At 57.6% G+C, this 20,894-nt stretch carries 23 protein-coding genes; 16 read left to right on the top strand and 7 right to left on the bottom strand.

Annotated features, from left to right (window positions below; all coding sequences use genetic code 11):
- Positions 1-151: 151 nt before the first annotated feature.
- Positions 152-292, top strand: coding sequence for an entericidin A/B family lipoprotein (locus tag ACZYUB_RS14230; protein WP_463948888.1), 141 nt, complete (start codon positions 152-154; stop codon positions 290-292).
- A gap of 23 nt (positions 293-315) precedes the next feature.
- Here ACZYUB_RS14230 and ACZYUB_RS14225 read toward each other — a convergent pair whose 3' ends face one another.
- The gene (locus tag ACZYUB_RS14225; RefSeq protein ID WP_463948887.1) at positions 316-2,730 is read right to left on the bottom strand and encodes a sensor domain-containing diguanylate cyclase; all 2,415 of its coding nucleotides are present in this window, start codon (positions 2,728-2,730) and stop codon (positions 316-318) included.
- 114 nt (positions 2,731-2,844) lie between these two features.
- Positions 2,845-3,690, bottom strand: coding sequence for an N-acetylmuramoyl-L-alanine amidase (locus ACZYUB_RS14220; protein WP_463948886.1), 846 nt, complete (start codon positions 3,688-3,690; stop codon positions 2,845-2,847).
- A gap of 252 nt (positions 3,691-3,942) precedes the next feature.
- Between ACZYUB_RS14220 and ACZYUB_RS14215 the strand changes: the two genes are divergently transcribed.
- Positions 3,943-4,380: a CBS domain-containing protein gene (locus ACZYUB_RS14215; protein WP_463948885.1), complete on the top strand. Its 438-nt coding sequence runs from the start codon at positions 3,943-3,945 to the stop codon at positions 4,378-4,380.
- Here ACZYUB_RS14215 and ACZYUB_RS14210 read toward each other — a convergent pair.
- Positions 4,355-4,720 (bottom strand): DUF2541 family protein, encoded by a 366-nt coding sequence (locus ACZYUB_RS14210; RefSeq protein ID WP_463948884.1) that lies wholly within the window; start codon positions 4,718-4,720, stop codon positions 4,355-4,357. The genes ACZYUB_RS14215 and ACZYUB_RS14210 overlap by 26 nt on opposite strands.
- Before the next feature lie 154 nt (positions 4,721-4,874).
- Entirely contained in the window at positions 4,875-6,722 is a 1,848-nt protein-coding gene (malZ, locus tag ACZYUB_RS14205) for a maltodextrin glucosidase (RefSeq protein WP_463948883.1), read from the bottom strand.
- Positions 6,723-6,942: 220 nt separating this feature from the next.
- On the opposite strand from malZ, the gene dinB reads away from it, so the two are divergent.
- On the top strand, positions 6,943-8,004 hold the full coding sequence (gene dinB / locus ACZYUB_RS14200) for a DNA polymerase IV (RefSeq protein ID WP_463948882.1): 1,062 nt from the start codon (positions 6,943-6,945) through the stop codon (positions 8,002-8,004).
- Between the two features lie 48 nt (positions 8,005-8,052).
- Here the strand turns inward: dinB and ACZYUB_RS14195 are convergent, their stop codons facing one another.
- The gene (locus ACZYUB_RS14195) at positions 8,053-8,598 is read right to left on the bottom strand and encodes a hypothetical protein (RefSeq protein ID WP_463948881.1); all 546 of its coding nucleotides are present in this window, start codon (positions 8,596-8,598) and stop codon (positions 8,053-8,055) included.
- A gap of 72 nt (positions 8,599-8,670) precedes the next feature.
- Positions 8,671-10,131 carry an aminoacyl-histidine dipeptidase gene (locus tag ACZYUB_RS14190; RefSeq protein ID WP_463948880.1) on the bottom strand — a complete coding sequence of 487 codons (1,461 nt, stop codon included), beginning with the start codon at positions 10,129-10,131 and terminating at the stop codon, positions 8,671-8,673.
- A 561-nt stretch (positions 10,132-10,692) separates the two neighbouring features.
- Between ACZYUB_RS14190 and ACZYUB_RS14185 the strand changes: the two genes are divergently transcribed.
- From ACZYUB_RS14185 to ACZYUB_RS14125, 13 genes are all read left to right on the top strand, one after another.
- A complete protein-coding gene (locus tag ACZYUB_RS14185; RefSeq protein WP_463948879.1) occupies positions 10,693-12,009 on the top strand; it encodes an NCS2 family permease in 1,317 nt (438 codons plus the stop codon).
- Between the two features lie 37 nt (positions 12,010-12,046).
- Entirely contained in the window at positions 12,047-12,514 is a 468-nt protein-coding gene (gene gpt, locus ACZYUB_RS14180; protein ID WP_460882342.1) for a xanthine phosphoribosyltransferase, read from the top strand.
- Positions 12,515-12,613: 99 nt separating this feature from the next.
- Complete coding sequence (gene frsA, locus ACZYUB_RS14175) at positions 12,614-13,885, top strand: esterase FrsA (protein WP_463948878.1); 1,272 nt, start codon at positions 12,614-12,616, stop codon at positions 13,883-13,885.
- Between the two features lie 74 nt (positions 13,886-13,959).
- Entirely contained in the window at positions 13,960-14,349 is a 390-nt protein-coding gene (gene crl, locus ACZYUB_RS14170) for a sigma factor-binding protein Crl (protein WP_463948877.1), read from the top strand.
- A 97-nt stretch (positions 14,350-14,446) separates the two neighbouring features.
- The gene (gene proB, locus ACZYUB_RS14165; RefSeq protein WP_463948876.1) at positions 14,447-15,550 is read left to right on the top strand and encodes a glutamate 5-kinase; all 1,104 of its coding nucleotides are present in this window, start codon (positions 14,447-14,449) and stop codon (positions 15,548-15,550) included.
- A 21-nt stretch (positions 15,551-15,571) separates the two neighbouring features.
- On the top strand, positions 15,572-16,831 hold the full coding sequence (locus ACZYUB_RS14160; RefSeq protein ID WP_463948875.1) for a glutamate-5-semialdehyde dehydrogenase: 1,260 nt from the start codon (positions 15,572-15,574) through the stop codon (positions 16,829-16,831).
- Positions 16,832-16,913: 82 nt separating this feature from the next.
- Positions 16,914-17,345: a hypothetical protein gene (locus ACZYUB_RS14155; RefSeq protein ID WP_463948874.1), complete on the top strand. Its 432-nt coding sequence runs from the start codon at positions 16,914-16,916 to the stop codon at positions 17,343-17,345.
- A 96-nt stretch (positions 17,346-17,441) separates the two neighbouring features.
- Positions 17,442-17,645 (top strand): hypothetical protein, encoded by a 204-nt coding sequence (locus ACZYUB_RS14150; protein WP_463948873.1) that lies wholly within the window; start codon positions 17,442-17,444, stop codon positions 17,643-17,645.
- 34 nt (positions 17,646-17,679) lie between these two features.
- Positions 17,680-18,132, top strand: coding sequence for an alternative ribosome rescue aminoacyl-tRNA hydrolase ArfB (gene arfB / locus ACZYUB_RS14145; RefSeq protein WP_463948872.1), 453 nt, complete (start codon positions 17,680-17,682; stop codon positions 18,130-18,132).
- Between the two features lie 20 nt (positions 18,133-18,152).
- Positions 18,153-18,731 (top strand): GNAT family N-acetyltransferase, encoded by a 579-nt coding sequence (locus ACZYUB_RS14140; RefSeq protein ID WP_463948870.1) that lies wholly within the window; start codon positions 18,153-18,155, stop codon positions 18,729-18,731.
- Positions 18,721-19,164 (top strand): GNAT family N-acetyltransferase, encoded by a 444-nt coding sequence (locus tag ACZYUB_RS14135; protein WP_463948869.1) that lies wholly within the window; start codon positions 18,721-18,723, stop codon positions 19,162-19,164. The genes ACZYUB_RS14140 and ACZYUB_RS14135 overlap by 11 nt, the downstream gene beginning before the upstream one ends.
- A 38-nt stretch (positions 19,165-19,202) precedes the next feature.
- The gene (locus ACZYUB_RS14130) at positions 19,203-19,589 is read left to right on the top strand and encodes a GFA family protein (protein ID WP_463948867.1); all 387 of its coding nucleotides are present in this window, start codon (positions 19,203-19,205) and stop codon (positions 19,587-19,589) included.
- A 34-nt stretch (positions 19,590-19,623) separates the two neighbouring features.
- Positions 19,624-20,154 (top strand): ATP-dependent zinc protease family protein, encoded by a 531-nt coding sequence (locus ACZYUB_RS14125; protein ID WP_463948865.1) that lies wholly within the window; start codon positions 19,624-19,626, stop codon positions 20,152-20,154.
- Positions 20,155-20,205: 51 nt separating this feature from the next.
- On the opposite strand, the gene ACZYUB_RS14120 is transcribed toward ACZYUB_RS14125, so the two are convergent.
- Positions 20,206-20,787, bottom strand: coding sequence for a GNAT family N-acetyltransferase (locus tag ACZYUB_RS14120; protein ID WP_463948863.1), 582 nt, complete (start codon positions 20,785-20,787; stop codon positions 20,206-20,208).
- Between the last annotated feature and the right edge of the window lie 107 nt (positions 20,788-20,894).

Below are 20,894 nucleotides of genomic sequence, written 5' to 3'. Positions count from 1 at the left end.
GGGATTTTGACCCATAGTCGGGTCCGGTGTGCGGGTGACCGCGATCTCCATATCCTCTTTGTCATCTGGCTTGCGAAGAGCCCTGAGCTTGAGGCATGGTAGCGACACGCAGGCGTGTAACCTGAATCGTGAACAGGAGCAGGATCGGATCATGAACAAAATGGGCTGGGGATTGTTATTGGTGATGGTGTGGCTGACGGGGTGCAATACCATCAATGGCATGGGGCGTGACATCCAGAAAGGGGGCGAAAAAGTACAAGAGGCCGCCACCTCGGTACAAAAAAAGATTTGAGCCAGTGGATCACATGTGGTGGCTTATTCCGGCGCCGCCACTACAAACCGATTCTTGCCGGCACGCTTAGCCTGATACATGGCCTGATCGGCATGGCCTAACAAGGCTTCGGCGTTCATCCTGGCGTGGGGTCGATAACAGGCGATGCCGATACTGCTGGAGAGTGTCACCGTGGCTGCGGTCAAGACAAACGGCTCCGCCATGGCCTCCAGCAGTTGTCGCGCCTTGCGGCTGGCGTCCGGCTCGCCGTGCTGCAAATTCTCCAGGATCAGCGTGAACTCATCCCCGGCCAGGCGGAACAGGGTGTCGGTCTCGCGCAGGTGAGACTGGATGCGCTGGGCAAACTGCTGCAATAACTCATCGCCCGCATCGTGGCCAAAGTTGTCATTGATGGCTTTGAAGCCATCCAGATCCATAAACAGTAACGCCATCATCTGTTCGGTGCGGTTGCTTCTGGCCATGGCTTTGGGCAGCAGCTCCATCAAGGAGCGCCGGTTGGGTAATCCGGTGAGCGGATCATTCAGGGCGTGGCGCTTGAGTTCCAGCTCCAACTGCTTGCGTGGCGTTATGTCCTGACTCAACACATAAAAGCCGACCACCTCCTGCTCTCTGCGGTGGGGGATATAGATGGAGAACAGATAGTGCACCCCATCCGCACGCTGTTCACTGCGTTCGAAGCGCTGGGTTTCGCCCTGTAAGGCCAACTCCATAAACGGTAAAAAATGCGCATATTCTGTCGCCGGGTAGAGCTCCCGGACCGGCCGATTGTGCAGCTCGGCGGCGGACCAGCCATACCAGAGGCCGTATGTTGCGTTGTTGAATTGATAGCGCAGATGGCGATCGATATAGGAAATCAATACCGGCAGGTTGTCGGTAATGGTTTGCAAGCGTTGCTGGCTGTCGCGCAGCTCTCGTTCGATGGTGAGGCGTTCCCGGACATCCTGAATGATGAGATTGAGCCGGAAGCCGAGCGCGGTTTCACTAATCCAGGAGTGAACCTCCACGGCGATGCTGTCGCCATGCCGATCATGCAGTTCGGTGATCCGCTGATCCTTGAGCAGCGGAATGGCGCCAGTTTCAGCATGCAGCCGCAATTGCTGCTGTAACCACTCTTGCTGCTCCAGGCTGAGTATGGCCTTCGGGATCGGACCGCCAAGCACCTCGGCTTTTTCCCAGCCCAGAAGTCGACTCGCCTGCAGGTTCCAATCCAGGATCTTCCCCTGTTCATTGATGCTGATAAAGGCATTCATGGCATGCAGGAGCACATTATCCAGCTCCTGGGTTCGAGCCTGGACCTGGGCTTCGAGGGTTTGATTGAGCTCGGCCAGTGCTTGCAGATCCTGTTGTTCGAGCTGCCGCATTTCAGCCAACACCCGGGACAGCAGTATGACTTCGGCGTAGCTATTGCTTTGCGGTATATCGACACAACCGGGATTTTCCAGTGCTTGCCGCAGTGCAACCAAGGGGGCGCACAGGCGGCGCGACATGAGGAAGGTCAACAGACTCAGGGCACAAAAGGCCAGGATCGCCGATAAGGTGATTTGATCCTGCAGCTTGGTAAAGTCGCCCATGGCAACCGATGCCGGCTGTCTGACCAGGATCTGCCAACCGGGAGATTGGACCTTGTCATGCCGGGATAATTGTTGTCGCGAGGTGAAATACCACTGCCGATCAGGCCACTGTAATTTGGCGGCATGTCCAGATTGCAACGCCCGCAGTATGGCATCCGGAACTTGGCGGATACTCGGGTCATGGGAGCTGAAAAACACCGAGCCATCGTCCTTGAACATCATCAGATCGGCTTGTGCCGGAGCACTTTTTTCGTCCAGCAGATTCCGAGCCATCTTTTCAATGCCCTCAGCAGGCAGACTGGCAATCAGCCAGCTATCCAGTAAGCCCTGGCGATTATTCAGCGGAACCGCAATCTCGTATTGCAGGGTCAGTCGCTGGTGGCCGGGGTATGCGTCCGTCTTCGGTGGGGATTCAGGATGGATATCACTGACACTCGGGTGCTGAAATCGGGGCGGGAACCAGGGATCGGATGGAATATGCAGTCCTTCAATGCTGGATAGCGATGCAGTCCGGATGACACCCTCTGGCGAGGTGATGAGTAACCACCTGTAATCGCTGGACTCCTGAGCCAATGTTGCGAGCACGGCTCTTTGTTGCTCGATGCTCTGCTCCCGAAACAAAGACCAGTGCGCTAGCAGCTGTAGATCATTAATTCGTTCATTGATTTGAAAGTTCAAGGCATTGGCCATGTTACTGGCCAGGCGATGAACGTCACCCTGCGCCCGTTTACGCGCATAGTCGGCAGAAAAATCTTCCACCAGGATGAGTAATAGCACCAGCGTGGTGATGGCACTGCCCAGAGTTCCCAGCATGATCCAGAAAGCGAGACCCGGGCGGCGCGGGATCAGGGGGACTGGTTTGGGCATAGGGGTCGCTTGAGCTCTGTACGGGATCATGGTTTAAGCATATGCGATCTGCGTTCGAGGTATGAGTCTGCAACGGCATTCGTGAGCCTGATCGCAGCCTCGATCAACAGAGGCCTAGTTCCCGGGCGGATACTTTTCTAATAGCGCCTGTAATCGGGCTACGGTTTCCCGATCCGGCAGGCCATCGTAGCGTGCGGGTCGAAAATGCAGTTGAAAGGCTTGCAGGGTCTGACGGGTCTGGGTATCCAGAACGCCGGTGGCGGCAAGGCCATAGCCGTAGCGGAGCAGCAGGTTCTGGATCTCGCTGATGGATGGCATGGGCCCGGGCACCGCCAGCAAGGCGCTGACGCGCGCCTCATCGGGCCAGGCGCCCAAACCATAGTGATCATGCAAGTGCCGCCAGGGAAACAGCGGGCCCGGATCGACTTTTCGGCCGGGTGCTATATCGCTATGCGCCAATAGCTGGGTCGGTGGCAACTGGTAGCGATCGACCAGTTGTTGGAGCAACAGGGCCAAGGTGCGGATCTGGGCAGGGGTGTAGGCTTGCCAATGGCGCTCGGCTAGCGGCAGTTGTGCATCGGCATCCGCATAGCCGAGATTGACAATCTCGATGCCAATGGAGCTGGCATTGAGTGCCTGGGCGCCTTGCCAGTGACTCACTCCGGCATGCCAGGCTCGCTGCGACTCCGGAACCAGAGCATACACAACGGGTTGTCCATCCCGCTCTTCACGACTCAACAGATAATGGGCGCTGACCTGGCTTTCGGGGCGAGTCAGTTCATCAAGGGATTGAGCATCATCAATCTGGGTGTAATGCACAATCACCGACTGGATGCGGGAGTCCTGGTTGAGCGACGTATGGCTACGATCGATCGGTAGCGTGATCGGCTGACAACTGATCAGCAGCAGGCTGGTGGCAGCCAGCATCAGTCGTCGTGCCCCCAAAAGCGCAACATGCATCGGGCGGTGTTCTCCGGCGAATAGAGGATACGGAAACAGGAGTCCGGTGAGCTGTCGCGACCGGACTATCGCTCATGGGATTTAAGAATGCCCGCTTTTGCCGGGTGCGTATATGGCATTGTGCGACGCCGCACAACTGGAGCAATGGTTTCGGCACTACACTCAACGGAGGCGGCGTCCCGCGGCTGGATGTCGCAGCGGGATGGACGCAGAAGCGAGTGAATACAAGCTGCGGCAGCGGGTGGGAAGGATATGCGAATTGTCGATATTATGAAGCGTCGGGTGGCGACCATCGAGATGGATGACACTCTGGAAACCGTACACGAAATTTTTGCTGCCGCCCCCTTTCATCATCTGCTGGTGATCGAGGAGGGCGAACTGGTCGGCATTCTGTCGGACAAGGATCTCTACAAGGCATTGAGCCCTTACTTGGGGTCAGGTGCGGAGAATCAACGAGACCGCGATACCCTGCAACGCCGGGTCCATCAGGTGATGACGCGGCAACCGGTTACGGTCAGCCCCGAGGTGCCTGTCTCACAAGCCTGCGAACTGCTCCTGGCACAGGGGATCTCCTGTCTCCCTGTGCTGGAGAATGGCCAGATCGTCGGCATCGTGACCTGGCGGGATCTACTTCATCACTGCTGCGAGTCGAAGCGGGCCGACATCAATCCCGGCGACCATAAATCTTGACTTCGGCCATCTTGCGCTTGGAATAACCATCGACACGGATTTTGGTGATGCACTTGCGTCGGTCGAGTTTGATCCAGTTGCTGCGCTCATCCTTGCTCATATTTTTATTCACTTTGATGGTCCGATTGCTACCGTCCTTATAGAACACCTTGAGTTCTTCGATGCGGGCATCCTGTTTTTCTACCTTCAGTTGCAGGGAGTCGGTGTAGCGACAGGCCAGTGGTTTGACGATGGCCTCGCTTTCGCCAATAGAGAGCAACAGGGTTGAACCAAGACGGAAGTCGTCGCCGGCTATGGCGGTGGTTGACAGTAGCAGGGACAACACAAACAGGTAACGCATCAAACTTTCTCCAGGTTGGCGGACTATATCGGCAGTATTGCGATGGGGCGAAGTCTAGAAAACATGGCCGCCAGATAACAGAAAAAACCGGGATTGGTTAAGTCCCGGTTTGGTTTGTTGCGGAAAATGATTCTGATTTAGTGGTTTGAGCTGCTTACTCGCTGAAACCGCGGAATAAAGTGATATCGCCTGCTGTCAGTTGCAAGGTGTAATCGCCCGTGGTGTCGAGCTGTCCTTGTCCCAACAAACGGGTCCAGGTGCGACAGCTCAGAAGAGGGTCCGATGGCAGCGTGAGCTCTGCGTCTCCTTCCCGCTGGATGGCGACCAGGATGCGTTCATCTTCGAGCACTCGCACAAACACCAGCGTCTCTTTCTGGGCATGGAGCATCTGCAATGCGCCGCGGCGTAGTGCCGGACTTTGCTGGCGCAACCTTGCCAACTGCTGGGTATGGGCCAGCAGTTCGCCATTCCAGCGGCTCTGATCCCAGGGGAAGGGGGCGCGACAGAAGGGATCATTCTCACCCGCGAGGCCCACTTCGTCACCGTAGTAGAGGCAGGGCACACCAATCCAGCTAAACAACCAGCCGATGGCGAGTTTCATGCGTTGCATATCGCCCTGCAACAGGGTCAGGAAGCGGCTGGTATCGTGGCTATCGAGCTGATTGAACTGGCACAGCTGGGTGCCATGACTCAGTCCGGCGCGGTAGTGCTCCATCCAGTCGGCGCACTGACGGGCATCCAGATGGATCGGTTGATAGGCAACGTCCTGACCGGCCAGAAAAGCCCGGACCGGCAGGGCAAAGCCCATATAGTTCATGGCGCCATCTTCTACCCCTGCCTGTAACCATTCCCGGGCATCGGCAAAGTGTTCTCCGAGCAGATAGGCCTGGGGATTTTCCTCCCGGGCAGCCTGGTAGATGCCAGCGACGTGCAACAGATTGTTTTTGGCGCTGCCGGATTCGCCCAGCATATGCACTACATCCAGGCGCCAACCGTCGATCCCGTAGGGTTCGCGCAACCAGTGACGCACCACGCTATCGCGCCCACGATACAGGGTGTCGACAACACCCGGCTCGGCGAAGTTGAGCTTGGGAAGATTGGCATTGCCTTTCCAGCCCAGAGCGCCCTGCGGGGCAAAGGTGTACCAGTTGCGGTAAGGGGACTCTGGCGAGCAGTTGGCGCCGGAGCCATCGCCGGTCCGGTAGCGATCAAACCAGGCGCAACTGTCACCGCTGTGATTGAAGACTCCATCGAGGATCAGCCGCATGCCGCGCTGACGGGTGGCTTGCCGCAGCCGGATCAGGGCCTGATTCCCGCCAAAATGGGGATCGACATTGAAGTAGTCCTCGGTGTCGTACTTATGCACCGTGGGGGCGGTGAAGATGGGGTTGAGGTACAGGGCCGTGACTCCCAGCCCCTGCAGATAGTCGAGTTTGCCGGTGATGGCATCCAGATCGCCACCATAGAAGGTGGAGCTGGCGGCCTCCATCTCGAGTGGATGTTCCCAGCCGCGCCGCCTTACCCAGCGTTGGCGGGCATGGTGCTGATACTCTGCTTCCCGTACCAGATGGGGACCATCCCCCGGGGCAAATCGATCCGGAAATATCTGGTAGAAGATCTGATCCGCCACCCAGCCGGGATGACTCTCCGGGATTTCAAGGCAGAACTGGCGCAGGCGTTCGATGGGAACTGCACTGAGCCCTTCGGGGCCGAACCAGGATTGGCGATCGGGCCATAACAGTTTGAAGCTGTAACGTTGCCGGGATGAAGCCTGATGCAGGGGAAGCACGACCTGATAGTGACGGCAACCGCGGATTTCCGCCTGCAGGGTCATATCCAGTAACCACTCCTCATTATCGGGCTCGCTACGCAGCAGCACTCGCTCTGGCCAGATCTCGCTCTGCAGCCAGAGCGATAGCACAGGGCCTGCGGCCTGGAGTGTGACAAAGGGGGGCACAGGTTGGTGCCAGCACTGCAGTTGTGAAAGAGAGGATGTGGACATAACGACTCCTGACGACCCGATAACGAGAGTGTGTACACCACAGCATGGACCGCTCGGTGCCGGAAGGCATCCTCCCACGCGGTCTATCCTGACGGTGGAGTCTGTGTTGTTCCGTTCAAATCCGGGGGGCTGGGCAGTCGCTGTGGATATAGGGCAAGGCTTGGATATTTGCGGAGACTGGAGTAGAGTAAGGGTAACTGTTTATATATACAGTGTTGCCATGCGTAAAATTATTCACATCGATATGGACTGTTTCTTCGCGGCTGTCGAGATGCGCGATAACCCGGCGTTACGCCACATCCCGTTGGCCATCGGTGGCTCCCGGGATCGGCGGGGTGTGATCGCCACCTGCAACTATGAGGCGCGCCGTTTTGGTGTCCGCTCGGCGATGGCGACCGCCTATGCGTTGCGTCTATGTCCGACCTTGACGGTGATCCCGGGGCGCATGGCTGTGTATCAACAGGTATCCGGCGAGATCCGCGCTATTTTTGCCCGTTATACCGACCGTATCGAACCGCTGTCGCTGGATGAGGCCTACCTGGATGTCAGCGATTCCCCGTTATATCGCGGCAGTGCGACCCTGATGGCCGAAGCCATCCGGGCGGATATTCACCGGGAGTTACAGCTGACTGCGTCGGCAGGGGTGGCACCGAACAAGTTCCTGGCCAAGATTGCGTCGGATCTGAACAAGCCCGATGGCCTGTTTGTGCTGCGCCCGGAGCAGGTGGCCGAGTTTGTGAGCAGCTTACCGCTGCGCAAGATCCCGGGGATCGGCGAAAAGAGCGCGCAGCGTCTGGCGGCGATGGGATTGCATACTGGGGCTGATGTGCAGGCTTATCCTGTCAGCGAGTTGCTGCGTCTGTTCGGTAAATCAGGCCAGATGTTGTTGGAGCGTTGCCGGGGTCTGGATGAGCGGCCGGTCGAGGTGAGCCGGGTGCGCAAATCGGTTGGCGTGGAGCTGACCTTGCCTGCGGATTTGACCCGGTTTGAAGAGGCCATCCCGATCCTGGCCCAGCTGGAACAGCAACTGTGGCCGCGATTGCAGCGCCATGCGCCGGATGGCCGTATTGTCCGCCAGGGGGTGAAGGTGAAGTTTGCCGATTTTCAGCAGACGACGGTCGAGCGCAGTAGTCGCCGTGCCGATACCGGACTGTTTCTCGCCCTGTTACGTGAAGCCTGGGCGCGGGGTGAGGGCAAATCGGTGCGCTTGCTCGGCTTGGGGGTCAGCTTGCCGCAATCGGAGGAGAAAACCGAAGAGCATCAATTGTCACTGGCGTTCTAGCTGGGGTCCGCCAGAGATCCGCGATGGTCAACCGCGCGGTTTATCAATTCAGGGCTCGGTTGCCGGTGGCGTATTGGCGGCTAACGACAGACTGCCAGCGGCTTCGGTGTCCGGATCTAATTCAGGATCCGGGGAGTCAGGCCAGATGCTAGCGGGTAATGCCTGCACCGAGGCGAGCAGGTTGCTGCCGTACTGAACACTCTCTTGCCAGAGATGGCTGGTCCATTGCTGCAGGCCTTGCTGACCCTGCTGCCAGGTTTGTTGCAACACCTCCTGTCCAGTGCCGAGTCCGTTTTGGATGGCCTCACCTTGCTGCTGGAGCTCCTGCTGCACGCTCAGGATCCCGGCATCAATCTGCTGCCATCCCTGCTGCTTGCTGCGCTGAAACCACAGCACCAGCTCCTCTTGCGAGGCCATCGCATCGTGCCACCAACCTTGCCCGCTATGCCGGGTTTCAACAGCCAGACCGGAGGCGCCTTGCTGGCCATACTGCCATAGGTATTCGCCAACCGGACTGAAGGGGATCAGCAGGCTAAAACTGAGAATAATGGGATATAGCGTCTTCATGGGCAGATGAATGGGGTAAAAACTCAAGGCTGCGACACTCTACTCCAGGGATGCGTAATAAAAAAGGCGCCGCAGCGCCTTTTCTTCCGCTGAAACGATTCAATCTCGACGCGGGATTTCGGCCAGCAATTTGCTGAGCAACTGCCAGAAACGAGCCACGGCCGGAATATGGACTTTTTCATCCGGTGAATGGGCGCCCTGAATCGTTGGACCGAAGGAAACCATGTCCCAATGGGGGTAATTTGCCTTGAACAGACCGCATTCCAGACCGGCGTGGATGACCATGATCTTGGGCAGTTCACCAAACAGTGCCTGATGGGTGTCGCGCAACTGCTGCATGATGGGCGATGCCGGATCCGGGGCCCAACCGGGATAGCCACCACTCAATTCACAACGGGCACCGGCCAGCGTAAACAGGGAGTGGGTCATCTGCTCGACGTAGCGACGACCTTCATCGTTCAGTGAGCGGATCAGGCACTGGATATAGATTTCATGCCCCTCGGTTTTGATGACGCCCAGGTTGGTCGAGGTCTCGACCACACCGGCGATAGCCTGGCTCATGCGGATCACGCCATTGGGGCAGGCGACCAGAGCGGCCAGCAGACGGCGTTGGCTGTCGGCATCCATGGCCTGAGCCGGAGCGGTTGCGCCCTGCAGGCTGATCTCCAGAAAACTGTCGATCTCTTTGAGCTCGGCTTGCAGCAGAGCGCCGTGTGCGGCGATCTGCTGTTGCAGGGCATCCACATCGTCCGGTGCGACCCACAGCAGGGCTGATGCTTCACGAGGAATGGCATTGCGCAGGGTGCCGCCTTCCATCTGGGCCAGATGCAGGGTGACGTTTTCGCTTGCGGTCAGCAACAGACGGGCCAGCAACTTGTTGGCATTGCCGCGGTCTTGATGAATGTTGACGCCGGAGTGACCACCACGCAGTCCCTTGACGCTCAGACGCAGTGCCTGATAACCGGCGGGCACGGCTGTAGGTTCGAAGGCCAGACGGATGTTGGCATCAATGCCACCGGCGCAACCCATGTAGACTTCACCATCCTGCTCGGAATCGGTATTGAGCAGGATCTCGCCCTCCAGCAAGCCGGGCTCCAGACCGAAAGCGCCGGTCATCCCCGCTTCTTCATCGATGGTCAGTAACACTTCGAGCGGGCCGTGCACCAGGCTGTTGTCTGCCAATACCGCCAGACAGGCCGCGGCGCCGATACCGTTGTCCGCTCCCAGAGTGGTACCGGTCGCTCGTACCCATTCACCATCCACATAGGCGCGGATCGGGTCGCGCGTGAAATCATGATCCGTATCGGCATTGGCTTGCGGCACCATGTCGATGTGCGCCTGCAGTACCACGCCCTTGCGATCTTCCATGCCCGGTGTGGCCGGTTTCTTGATGATGAGGTTCCCGACCTTGTCTTCCATGACGGAGAGCCCCTGTTCCCGGGCCCAATTCTGGATCCAGGCACTGAGCGCCGCTTCATGTTTGGACGGGTGGGGAATGGAGCAAATCTTGTCGAAGAAGAACCACAACAGGTTCGGAGAGAGATCGGTCAAAGCAGTCACATTGAGCTCCTATGGCAACAGGCCGCGGCTATTGATAGGGCCATGATACCTTGTGCTAGCGGCTTATGTCAGCCGTATGGCAGTTCCTATTCTATTTATCCTGCTGATGAAACAGGCGGTAGTGAGATATAGGGAAGGATTTGGTGTGCCAGGCGGGCTGTTGCGCCAAAACAGGGCGCATTGACCGTGCAATATGCCGGTTACATCTGAGGTGGGAGGCCCCGTGAGGAGAGGTTGTTCTGGTGATTCTGCCTTGTAAACGGGGGAGGGATCAGCACTCTGCACAGGTATTTGGACTCCCCTGCAGCCAATGGTGACGCTTTCGTCACGTTATTCCTTTTTTTGTGCTGGCATGGCCGATTTGGCCTCTCTATAATTGCGCCCGAATCTTGCATCAGGCTGTCAGGCATGTGCCGCGGGTGCAACTATGTAAGACCCCATAAGCTATGAAACCTGTCTGGATAAACGTTTGTGCTGAACAGACAAACGTTTAGGTTGTCAGCGGGCATCCAGCCCTGAGTCATTCAGGAATTTATTACTTCTCCAAGGAACCGAGAATCCATGTTAGAGAAATTGTTCAAACTCTCAGAGCACAATACCAGTGTGCGTACCGAGCTGTTGGCCGGGGTTACCACCTTCCTGACCATGGCTTACATTATTTTCGTAAACCCGAGCATACTGTCACAGACTGGTATGGATCAGGGCTCGGTGTTCGTCGCTACCTGTCTGGCGGCGGCTTTTGGCTGCTTCATCATGGGCCTGTATGCCAACTATCCAGTAGCTCAGGCTCCGGGGATGGGGCTGAATGCCTTCTTCACCTTTGGTGTGGTGATGGGCATGGGCTATAGCTGGCAGGTGGCACTGGGTGCCGTATTCCTGTCCGGTATTGCCTTCCTGATCCTGAGTATGTTCAAGGTGCGGGAGTGGATCGTCAACTCCATCCCCAACAGTCTGCGTATCGGCATCGGCGCCGGTATCGGTCTGTTCCTGGCGCTGATAGCGCTGAAAAATGCCGGTATCGTGGTCTCTAACCCAGCCACCATCGTGGGTCTGGGCGACTTGACCAGCCTGCAACCGGCGCTGGCTGTGCTGGGCTTCTTCCTGATCATCGCCATGGCCCACAAGCAAGTGAAGGGCGCTGTGCTGTACGCGATTCTGATCATCACCGCCCTGGGCTTGGCTTTTGGCGATGTGAAGTTCGGTGGTGTGATGGCCATGCCGCCAAGCCTGGCGCCGACCTTCATGCAGCTGGACCTGACCAGCGGCTTCACCACGGCAGCTGGCGCCTTCAACTTCGCCATGCTCTCTGTAGTGTTCGCGTTCCTGTTCGTGATCCTGTTTGACACCTCGGGCACCCTGATTGCTGTGGCTGACAAGGCTGGCATGCTGGACAAAAATGGCCGCCTGCCGCGTCTGGGCAAGGCCCTGATGTCCGATGCGGTCTCCACCGTGGCCGGTGCCGTGCTGGGTACTTCCTCTACCACCAGCTACATCGAAAGCGCCTCCGGGGTCGCTGCCGGTGGTCGCACCGGTCTGACCGCGGTGACGGTCGGTGGTCTGTTCCTGCTGGCTCTGTTCCTCTCGCCGTTGGCGGGTATGGTGCCGGCGTATGCAACCGCAGGGGCCCTGTTCTATGTGGCCATTCTTATGATGTCCTCATTGGCCAAGGTGGATTGGGATGATCTGACCGAAGCGGCTCCGGTTGCCGTGGTGACCCTGATGATGCCGTTGTCATTCTCCATTGCGCACGGTATCGAACTGGGTTTCATCGCTTATGCGGCGATCAAGCTGCTGAGTGGTCGTTACAAGGATGTCAGCGTCAGTGTCTGGGTTCTGGCTGCATTGTTCCTGGCGCATCTGGTATTCTCTGGTATCTAATATAATTGTGTTTTGTCGACACCCTTAAGGTTGGTATATGACTAAGAAGTTCTACGTCTCATGGGACAATCTGCAACGCGAAGCCCGTCGTCTGGCTCGCCGTCAACTGCCCGCATCCCAGTGGAAGGGAATCATCGCCGTCAGTCGCGGTGGTCTGGTTCCCGCGGCCCTGATGGCGCGCGAGTTGGGCATCCGTTTTGTGGATACCATCTGCATCTCCAGCTATGACCACGACAATCAGCGCGATCTGCATGTGCTGAAAAAAGTGGACGGCGATGGTGAAGGGTTCCTGGTCGTGGACGATCTGGTCGATAGCGGTAATACTGCCAAGGTGATCCGCGAGCTCTATCCGAAGGCCAAGTTGATCACCATCTTCGCCAAGCCCAAGGGTGAGGCCATGGTGGATGACTTCGAGGTGAGCATTCCCCAGGACACCTGGATTGAACAACCTTGGGATATGGCGCTGTCGTTTGTTTCGCCACTGTGTGACGAAACCGAAGAATAAAGACACCAACCATGAAAAGGCTCCTGCAGGAGCCTTTTCTTTTTGCTGCCAGCTGGCATAAGTTAAATAACAGATGTGAATCGAGTAGGAACTGAAGCGATGCAAGACGAAGAAGCACTTAACCTGAGTGAACGATTGTTCAGTAAGGTCCGCAAGGTGCAGGAAACCTCGACCATCTCGAATTCAGCGACCGATCTCGGTGACGGTGAAGGCGAACAGGTGCTGATCGAGGGCGTTTGCTCCGCCGCTTGGTACCGGGTTCTGCGCCGTAGTTACTGGATTTGGCAGGGCATTGATGCCATCGAGCTGGAGGACATTCTCTCCCATATCGCCACCGGGGAGGGAACCCGCAGTCGCCCCGACAAACTGGATACCTTGCAAGGCTATGCCCCCGGCAACTGGATCTACGAGTTCAGTCAGGTAGCCGGTGAGTACCTCAAGCAGGGCAAGCAGCTGGAGCAGGACGGTGACCTGGCCGCAGCGCGCAAGGCTTATCTACGAGCCACCCGTTACTATTCGCTGGCCAGCTATCCGCATCTGAAGGGGGATGAACTGGCAGAGCAAGCCCAGTTACAAGGCAATATTGCTTACCGGGAAGCCGGGCGTTTGCTGCCCGTCCCACTCAAGGTATTGAAGATCCCGTTTCGGGACAAAGAGATCAATGGCTATCTGCATCTGCCCACTGATGAGCATGTGGTGCCAGTGGTAATGGTCAGTGGCAGCATCGATAGCTTGCAGATCGATTTTTATCGGTTATATGAGCAATATCTGGCGCCGAACGGGATTGGCATGCTGACCCTGGATATGCCTGGTATCGGTTATTCCAGCCAGTTTCCCTTGGTGCAGGACACCAGCCGGCTCCATCAGGCGGCACTGCATTATCTGCGCAGTGAGGTGCCCTGGGTGGATAACCAGCGCATCGGTATGGTCGGGATCCGGTTGGGCGGCAATGTGGCAGCCCGCCTGGCCTATCTGGAGTCGACCCACCTGAAGGCCGTGGCCTGTATCGGGCCCGGGTTGAATCAATTTTTTGTCGAGCCTGCGTTGTTCAATCAGGCATCGCCCATGCTGCGCGCCTCTTTGGCCAATCGACTGGGTATGGATGCAGCCAATTGGCATGAATTGCAGCCGCAGTGCCAGATCTTCTCGCTGAAACGTCAGGGTTTGGTGGGCGTAACCCGGACCCGGGTGCCAATCTTGAGTATTGGCCATCGTCGGGACTTCATCTGTCCGGAGTCGGATATCCGGACGCTGGCCTCCTCCAGCTATTACGGCAAGGCTGTGGTGTTGGATAAATTGCCGGTGATGCACGTTTTTGATCGCGCCTTGAGTGAAACTTGTGACTGGCTGAAGCTTCATTTTAATCTTTAACCGTTAGAGTGATGGCGTCGATTGGTCCTAAGGCTGCCCACGGTGGGCAGCCTGCGTCCTCAAGGAGCCCGCTCATGTCCCATTCATTACCGCATCGTCAGCTACTCAAAGAATTCATGACTCTGGGTCCTTACTTGCGTCAGGAGCAGTGTGAACCCGAACGCTACTTTTTTGATTGCCTGGCGGTCTGCCTGAATCTGGGCGCGGAGCCGGAGTCCCGCGAATTCTGGGGTTGGTGGTTGGTGCTGGAACCTCGTGAAGGAGGTTTTAGCTTTCAAACCCAGTTGGGTTTGTATAACAAGGAGGGGAGCTGGCAGGATCGTCAACCCCATGCCTCGGCTGTAGCGGAAGTTGAGGACTCGCGGGAGCGCTTCTTACGCGTCTTGCAAAGCCGGTTGGAGCAATGGCAACTGCCGTTACTCCCCGATGATTCGACACAATTTGAATCGCCATCTGCCGCCTGACTGGGCCTGAGTCGCCGCGCCCGTAACGCAAATCCCGTTGCAGGGCGCGGATGCCATCGGTATAAAGAAGGACTTCTCTTCGCCGAGCCTTCTTCTTATGGAAAAGAAAACCATTGTAGTGAAGTTGGGCACCAGCATTCTGACGGGCGGTACCCGTCGTATCGACCGGGCACACATGGTCGAACTGGTGCGCCAACTGGCCACCTTGCATCGCGAGGGGCATCAGATTGTGGTCGTCACCTCCGGTGCGATTGCCGCTGGACGTGAGTTGCTTGGGCATCCGACCCTGGCCCCCACCATGCCCAACAAACAAATGCTGGCTGCGGTTGGTCAAAGTCATCTGATCCAGATCTGGCAAAGTCTGTTTGCCATTTACGAGCTGCATGTCGGCCAGATCCTGCTGACCCGCGCCGATCTGGAAGATCGGGAGCGTTACCTCAACGCCCGCGATACCCTCAATACCTTGTTGGCCCATCGTATCATTCCGGTGATTAACGAAAATGATGCCGTGGCGACGGCCGAGATCAAGGTCGGTGACAACGATAATCTGTCGGCTCGGGCCGCGATCCTGGCCGATGCTGATCTCCTGATCCTGTTGACCGATCAGCAAGGCTTGTTCACCGCCGACCCGCGTACTAACCCGGATGCCACCCTGATCGAGCGCGTGGATGTGATTGATGATGCGTTACGCGCTCTGGCGGGCGATAGCGTCAGTGGGTTGGGCACTGGTGGTATGGCGACCAAGCTGCAGGCTGCCGATGTAGCCACCCGCGCGGGCATCGAGGTGGTGATTGCTGCCGGTAAACACCCGGAGTTTATTGGTCGCCTGGTGCATGGCGAACGCATTGGTACCCGTTTTGTGGCTCAGGCCAATCCGCTGGAGAGTCGCAAGAGCTGGATCCTCACCGGGCCACCGCCCCATGGCGAGGTCTATGTGGACGCCGGTGCCGAGCGCGCGGTTCACGACAAGGGATCCAGTCTGTTGCCCAAGGGGATCGCCCGGGTGCAGGGCGATTTCGAGCGCGGTGATGTGGTGCGGATCCTGACCCCTGCTGGCAAGGAGTTGGGACGTGGTATCTGTCGTTACAATGCAGCCGATTTGATCCGGATTGCCGGCAAGCATTCCGATGACATCGAAGCCTGTTTGGGTTATGTCTATGGTCCGGTTGCTATCCACCGGGATGATCTGGTGTTGCTGTAAATCCGCAAAGGAGCAAGGAAGATGAGTTTGGTGGTGATAGGGCAGGCGGCGCGTGCCGCGGCGTTTGAGCTGGCGGTGACCAGTACGGCCAGCAAGAATCAGGCGCTACTCGCCATGGCCGATGAGCTGGAAGCCCAGCAAGAGGCTATTTTGCTGGCGAACCAACTGGATATTAACGCGGGGCGTGAAGCGGGTCTGAGCGATGCCATGCTGGATCGCCTGCTGCTGAATCCGGCGCGGTTGGCAGGCATAGTGGCCGATGTGCGCAAGGTGGTGACGCTGGATGATCCGGTCGGCAGCGAGTTGGAAAGCCGGGTGCTGGAGAATGGCCTGCGCCTCTCCCGGCGTCGGGTTCCCATCGGTGTGATTGGTGTCATCTATGAGGCGCGCCCGAATGTGACCATCGATATTGCTGCTTTGTGCCTGAAGACCGGTAATGCCAGCATATTGCGTGGTGGCCGTGAAACCTTCCACTCCAATATGGCGCTGGTCCAGGTCATTCAGGCGGCGCTGGCTAAAAGCGGTCTGCCCGCGGCGTCGGTTCAGTATATCGAGAGCCCGGATCGCGCTCTGGTCGGCGAGCTGCTGCGACTGGATCAGTATGTCGACATGATCATCCCGCGCGGTGGTGCCAATCTGCACAAACTGTGCAAGGAGCAGAGCACGATCCCGGTGATCATCGGTGGCTTCGGCGTCAGTCACCTGTTCGTGGATGCCAGTGCCGATCTGGCGCGCTCGGTCGGTGTGATTGATAACGCCAAGGTACAACGGCCATCGGCTTGTAATGCACTGGATACGCTGTTGGTGCATGAGGCTATCGCCGCTTCCTTTTTGCCGCTGCTGGTGGCCCGGATGAATGAGCAGAAAGTGACGCTGGTGGCGGAGCCTAAAGCCTATGCGCTGCTGGCTCAAGCGGGCGCAGCTGAATTGCGTGCTGCCGGGGCGGAGGATTTTGATACCGAATGGCTCTCGCTGACCCTGGGAGTCAAACTGGTGGCGGATGTCACCGAGGCGCTGGCTCATTTGCGCGAGCATAATGCCTGTCACTCGGATGCCATCCTGACCAACGATCTGTGCCATGCCGAGCAATTTATCAATGGTGCTGGTTCTGCCGCCGTGTATGTGAATGCCTCGACTCGTTTCACCGATGGTGCCCAGTTTGGTCTCGGTGCCGAGGTGGCGGTCTCGACCCAAAAACTGCACGCTCGCGGCCCTATGGGACTGACCGAGCTGACCAGTTACAAGTGGATTGGTCAGGCGGACTATCTCTCGCGCAGTTAAGGCATGATTCAGTCTGTCGCTGGTATGCCGGGCGTCCTGTCCGTTATGATGGAATGCCCTTTTTATCTGGATGTTGCTACGGATGAGTACATCACCTCTGTCCGATCTACTGCCGTTGAACCTGCCGCTGCCGCCGCAACTTGAACAGTGGCGACAAACGTTGTTGCGACAATTACCCTCACCGATCACCGGTGAGCAGACGTTATTCGTCGGCGACCCGCTCAAGGTCATCATCGTGTTCGGCGCCGACGGCGTCGATGTGCTGTTGCCGGTACAGGAATCGGCGATGAGTAGTGTCTCCCGCCATAAACCGGAGCTTCGGGGCCGGATCAGCCCGGTCGATGGCAGCTATGATCAACTGATGGCGCTGATCCAGGATACGATCACCCGCCGCATGAAATCCTTCCGTGAATGTGGCTGCTGTGGGCGCCGCGCACCACAAGAGCTACTGGGTAGTTTGCACGGTATGCCGGCCTGCCGTCAGTGTTTGGAGGGGCGTCGCTTCCTGTTCTGATGACTCGGGCGATGGGTTGCAACAGCTGTGTTCAGACTGAACGTGCGTAGCGCGTCTATGAGTCATGGTTCGTTGGATTAGGCGAAGGAATACAGTATGGACACCGGCAGTCTGCTCAGTGGCGTACTCCTGGGTTCGCTCGGGATTGGCTATTTCATCTATGGCAAGCGACAGGGGCATCTGCTGGCTTTGGGCTGCGGACTCTTGTTATGTATCCTTCCTTACGCGCTGGATTCCTTGATCTGGCTCTGGCTGGTGAGCGTGCCACTGCTGCTGTTACCCTGGTGGGCGCGACTGTGAGTCCTACCGCCATCAAGATGAAATGAGAGAATGCATGTCCGTTCATGAATCATTTACCCCTGGAGTCGCCGCTGACTGTCTGTGGATTTCGGCGCGGGTGGCGTTACCGCTGGCCGAGCTGGAGATGAACGCCATTCGAGCACAGGGCGCTGGCGGACAGAACGTCAATAAGGTCTCCTCGGCGATCCATCTGCGGTTTGCAGTGGCAACTTCATCGTTGCCGGACTTTTACAAGGAACGACTGCTGGCGCTCAAGGATCAACGTCTGACTCGCGATGGGGTCATTGTCATCAAGGCGCAGCAGTATCGAACTCAGGAGCAGAACCGGGACGATGCACTCCAGCGTCTGGCGGCGTTGATCCGCGAGGTGGGCGTGGTACAGGCTCGCCGTATTGCCACCAAACCGACTCGCGGCTCCCAGCGTCGCCGGGTCGAGAGCAAAAACAAGCGTGGCGAGCTCAAAGCGTTACGCAAGGTAACCTATTAACCCAGCTTGGGAGCGGATATATGCCTGACACCCTGGTTGGCGTTGAGATGTTTGGCCACTCTGTGGACGCGGAGCTGGAGCTGGTGTTTCTGCAGCGTTCATTGGCCGAACCCCTGTATGCACTGACCTGCCAGCATAGAGCCTATTTAAGTCGCTGGCTGCCGTGGCCTCCCGCAATCGCCTCGGTGGAAGATACCCTGGTCTTTATCCAGCGCATGGTCCAGCAGTTTGCCGAGGGGCGAGCGATGCAGTGTGCACTCCTGTATCGGGGCGAGGTGGTCGGCGTTTGCGGGTTTAATATCATCAACCGTCGCCTGAAACGGGTACAGATTGGTTATTGGCTGGCTGAGCCCTGGCAGGGACTCGGTATTGTCACTCGGGCCTGTCGTTGGCTGATGGCACTGGCATTTGAATCCTGGGCGATGGAACGGGTCGATATTGCGGTGGCGGTGGAGAATCAGCCGAGTCGGGCGGTGTGTGAACGACTGGGCATGCGTACTGGCGTCATCATCCCTCAAGCCGAGCAATTGGCTCATGGGAGTGTGGATCACCAACACTATTTCCTGACGGCAGAGGAGTGGTTTGCTCATGACCATTGAGATTCAGCTCCGCGCGGCCACTGATCTGGATGCCGATGGCTTATCGACATTACTGACTCAGTTGGGCTATCCGGATGCAGCTTACTCCATGGCCCAGCGTTTACCCCAGTTGCTGACCCATCCCGACGCTGAGCTCTGGGTCGCGGCGCAGCAAGAGTGCCTGTGCGGTTTTATCAGCCTGCACTTCATCCCGCAACTGGCTATGGCTGGAGATTTTGCCCGCATTAGCTACTTTTGCATCGATGAACAGTGGCGTGGCGGCGGGATCGGTGCCCGACTGGAGCAGTGGGCTGAGCAGCGAGCCCGGTTGCGGGGGTGTGATCGTATCGAGCTGCATTGTCACAGCCGTCGCCTGGGGGCTCATGACTTCTATCGACAGCTGGGCTACCAGGAGTCACCCAAGTACTTTTACAAGTCGTTGAACCCTCAGTAATCTAGTGCCTGCTTTTCCGAAGTGGGATGGAGGTCGAGATGGAGTACCAGGGTTCCTGTCATTGTGGGGCGATCCGGTTTCAGTTTGTTGCGGCGCCGATCCAGCGTGGTTTGCGTTGTAATTGTTCGCTGTGTCTGCGCAAAGGGGCCTTGATGAGCCCCGAAATTATTCCGGCTTCCGAATTTCACGTCACCGTGGAGGAGGAGGGGATGCTCGGGCTGTATCAGTTCGGCTCACACCGGGCCAAGCACTATTTTTGTCGGCGCTGTGGTATCTATCCGTTTCATGAGACCTTACGCAAGGCAGATCATTACCGAGTGAATCTGGGATGCGTCGATGATCTGGATGTGCTGGCACTGCCAGTGGAGGTGTTGGATGGTCGGCATCTGTTACCCGGCGTGGAAGGTTTCTCACCGGATCCCTAGTGTCGCCACCCAATCATAAGTGGGAGATCGATGGATGTTCAAATCGTTGCAGGGTCTTGGCTGGTTGTTGCTGAGCGGAGCGCTCTGGGCGGTAGAGCCGCCGCCACCGCTGGCTGCTGGTGTGGAAAACGTAACGGTGACCCCGATCTGGGGACTGGTTGAAACGATTTGCCTTGCGACAGAGGGCGTGCTGCTGGAGGCCAAACTGGATACCGGAGCCGATACCTCGTCCCTGGATGCTCGGGATATCCAAGCGTTTGATCGGGAAGGGGAGCCGTGGGTGCGGTTTCGTATCGAGGGATTACGAGATGACCGAGCTGTAACTCAGTTGGTGGAACGACCGGTCGAGCGACGGGTCAAAGTGCGTAGTGCCAGTGGCAGCGATAGTCGTTATGTGGTGCGGATGCGGGTGATGTTTGGCTCGCAAGAGTATGACGAGCAATTTTCGTTGCGCGATCGGCGCCGCATGAATTATCCGGTACTGATCGGTAGTCGCACCCTGAAGCACCTCGGGGCTGTGGATGTGAACCGGATGCATACGCAGATGCCGCGTTGCCAGCCTTGAGTTGAACATGCTGTCCCCAGCACTGGGGGATATGTGTCCGGTGCCTACTGCTCAGGCATGTTGGCTGAGCCAGTGCTCGGCCTCCAGACGATACAACAGCTCCAGCCCGTCCTCTTCATCGATTTGTTCCCCAAACTGCTGGAAACCAAACGAGCGGGCCAGGGCGGTGGAGGGTTGGTTATCGGGCGAAATAGAGAGAATAAAGCGCTCCACTCCCTGCTGGGTCGCAAATCCTAGCATGGTGTTCAAGGCTTCGCGGGCGATCCCCTGCCGACGCCACTGTGGATACACCTCGTAGCCCAACTCGATGCCATGGGTTCCCAAGGCTGCCAGATAATCGGGATTCGGGCGGGTATGAAAGCCGATATGGCCAATCATCTCGCCACTGTCACGGTGCAATATGGCTCTGAGCCCCCAGGGCAAATAGTCGGGATCTTGCTGCAGGTCCTTGAGACGCATCGCCATCAGCCGCCACTGTGCAAACCAGGCATCCGGCAGTTGTCCATTCAGGTAGTCAGCAGCGTTCTGTTGTTCCGCCAGCAGGCAGAGGGTCAGGAAGTGGCTGTCCAGTGGACGCAGAATCAAGCGTTCACTCCGCAAATCAAAGGTCAACTCGTGGCTGTGGTTTTCCATCGATATCCTCCAGTTGTGCTGGTGAGCAGCATACCCACTCCCTTCTGTGCAGACCAGCAGGAGATTGCCAGCAAGGAATAGATGGCCCTCTTATACTTGTTATCAAG

The organism is Pseudaeromonas sp. HNCC25DJ182 (assembly GCF_055413365.1).
The sequence above is the reverse complement of the archived record's forward strand: the minus strand, read 5'-3'. Positions and strand labels throughout refer to the sequence as shown.

Bases quoted from the DNA above. Each gene is read 5' to 3' on its own strand.
- ACZYUB_RS14230 (WP_463948888.1), top strand. From the start codon at position 152: ATGAACAAAATGGGCTGGGGATTGTTATTGGTGATGGTGTGGCTGACG.
- ACZYUB_RS14225 (WP_463948887.1), bottom strand. From the start codon at position 2,730: ATGCCCAAACCAGTCCCCCTGATCCCGCGCCGCCCGGGTCTCGCTTTC.
- ACZYUB_RS14220 (WP_463948886.1), bottom strand. From the start codon at position 3,690: ATGCATGTTGCGCTTTTGGGGGCACGACGACTGATGCTGGCTGCCACC.
- ACZYUB_RS14215 (WP_463948885.1), top strand. From the start codon at position 3,943: ATGCGAATTGTCGATATTATGAAGCGTCGGGTGGCGACCATCGAGATG.
- ACZYUB_RS14210 (WP_463948884.1), bottom strand. From the start codon at position 4,720: ATGCGTTACCTGTTTGTGTTGTCCCTGCTACTGTCAACCACCGCCATA.
- malZ (WP_463948883.1), bottom strand. From the start codon at position 6,722: ATGTCCACATCCTCTCTTTCACAACTGCAGTGCTGGCACCAACCTGTG.
- dinB (WP_463948882.1), top strand. From the start codon at position 6,943: ATGCGTAAAATTATTCACATCGATATGGACTGTTTCTTCGCGGCTGTC.
- ACZYUB_RS14185 (WP_463948879.1), top strand. From the start codon at position 10,693: ATGTTAGAGAAATTGTTCAAACTCTCAGAGCACAATACCAGTGTGCGT.
- gpt (WP_460882342.1), top strand. From the start codon at position 12,047: ATGACTAAGAAGTTCTACGTCTCATGGGACAATCTGCAACGCGAAGCC.
- frsA (WP_463948878.1), top strand. From the start codon at position 12,614: ATGCAAGACGAAGAAGCACTTAACCTGAGTGAACGATTGTTCAGTAAG.
- crl (WP_463948877.1), top strand. From the start codon at position 13,960: ATGTCCCATTCATTACCGCATCGTCAGCTACTCAAAGAATTCATGACT.
- proB (WP_463948876.1), top strand. From the start codon at position 14,447: ATGGAAAAGAAAACCATTGTAGTGAAGTTGGGCACCAGCATTCTGACG.
- ACZYUB_RS14160 (WP_463948875.1), top strand. From the start codon at position 15,572: ATGAGTTTGGTGGTGATAGGGCAGGCGGCGCGTGCCGCGGCGTTTGAG.
- ACZYUB_RS14155 (WP_463948874.1), top strand. From the start codon at position 16,914: ATGAGTACATCACCTCTGTCCGATCTACTGCCGTTGAACCTGCCGCTG.
- ACZYUB_RS14150 (WP_463948873.1), top strand. From the start codon at position 17,442: ATGGACACCGGCAGTCTGCTCAGTGGCGTACTCCTGGGTTCGCTCGGG.
- arfB (WP_463948872.1), top strand. From the start codon at position 17,680: ATGTCCGTTCATGAATCATTTACCCCTGGAGTCGCCGCTGACTGTCTG.
- ACZYUB_RS14140 (WP_463948870.1), top strand. From the start codon at position 18,153: ATGCCTGACACCCTGGTTGGCGTTGAGATGTTTGGCCACTCTGTGGAC.
- ACZYUB_RS14135 (WP_463948869.1), top strand. From the start codon at position 18,721: ATGACCATTGAGATTCAGCTCCGCGCGGCCACTGATCTGGATGCCGAT.
- ACZYUB_RS14130 (WP_463948867.1), top strand. From the start codon at position 19,203: ATGGAGTACCAGGGTTCCTGTCATTGTGGGGCGATCCGGTTTCAGTTT.
- ACZYUB_RS14125 (WP_463948865.1), top strand. From the start codon at position 19,624: ATGTTCAAATCGTTGCAGGGTCTTGGCTGGTTGTTGCTGAGCGGAGCG.
- ACZYUB_RS14120 (WP_463948863.1), bottom strand. From the start codon at position 20,787: ATGGAAAACCACAGCCACGAGTTGACCTTTGATTTGCGGAGTGAACGC.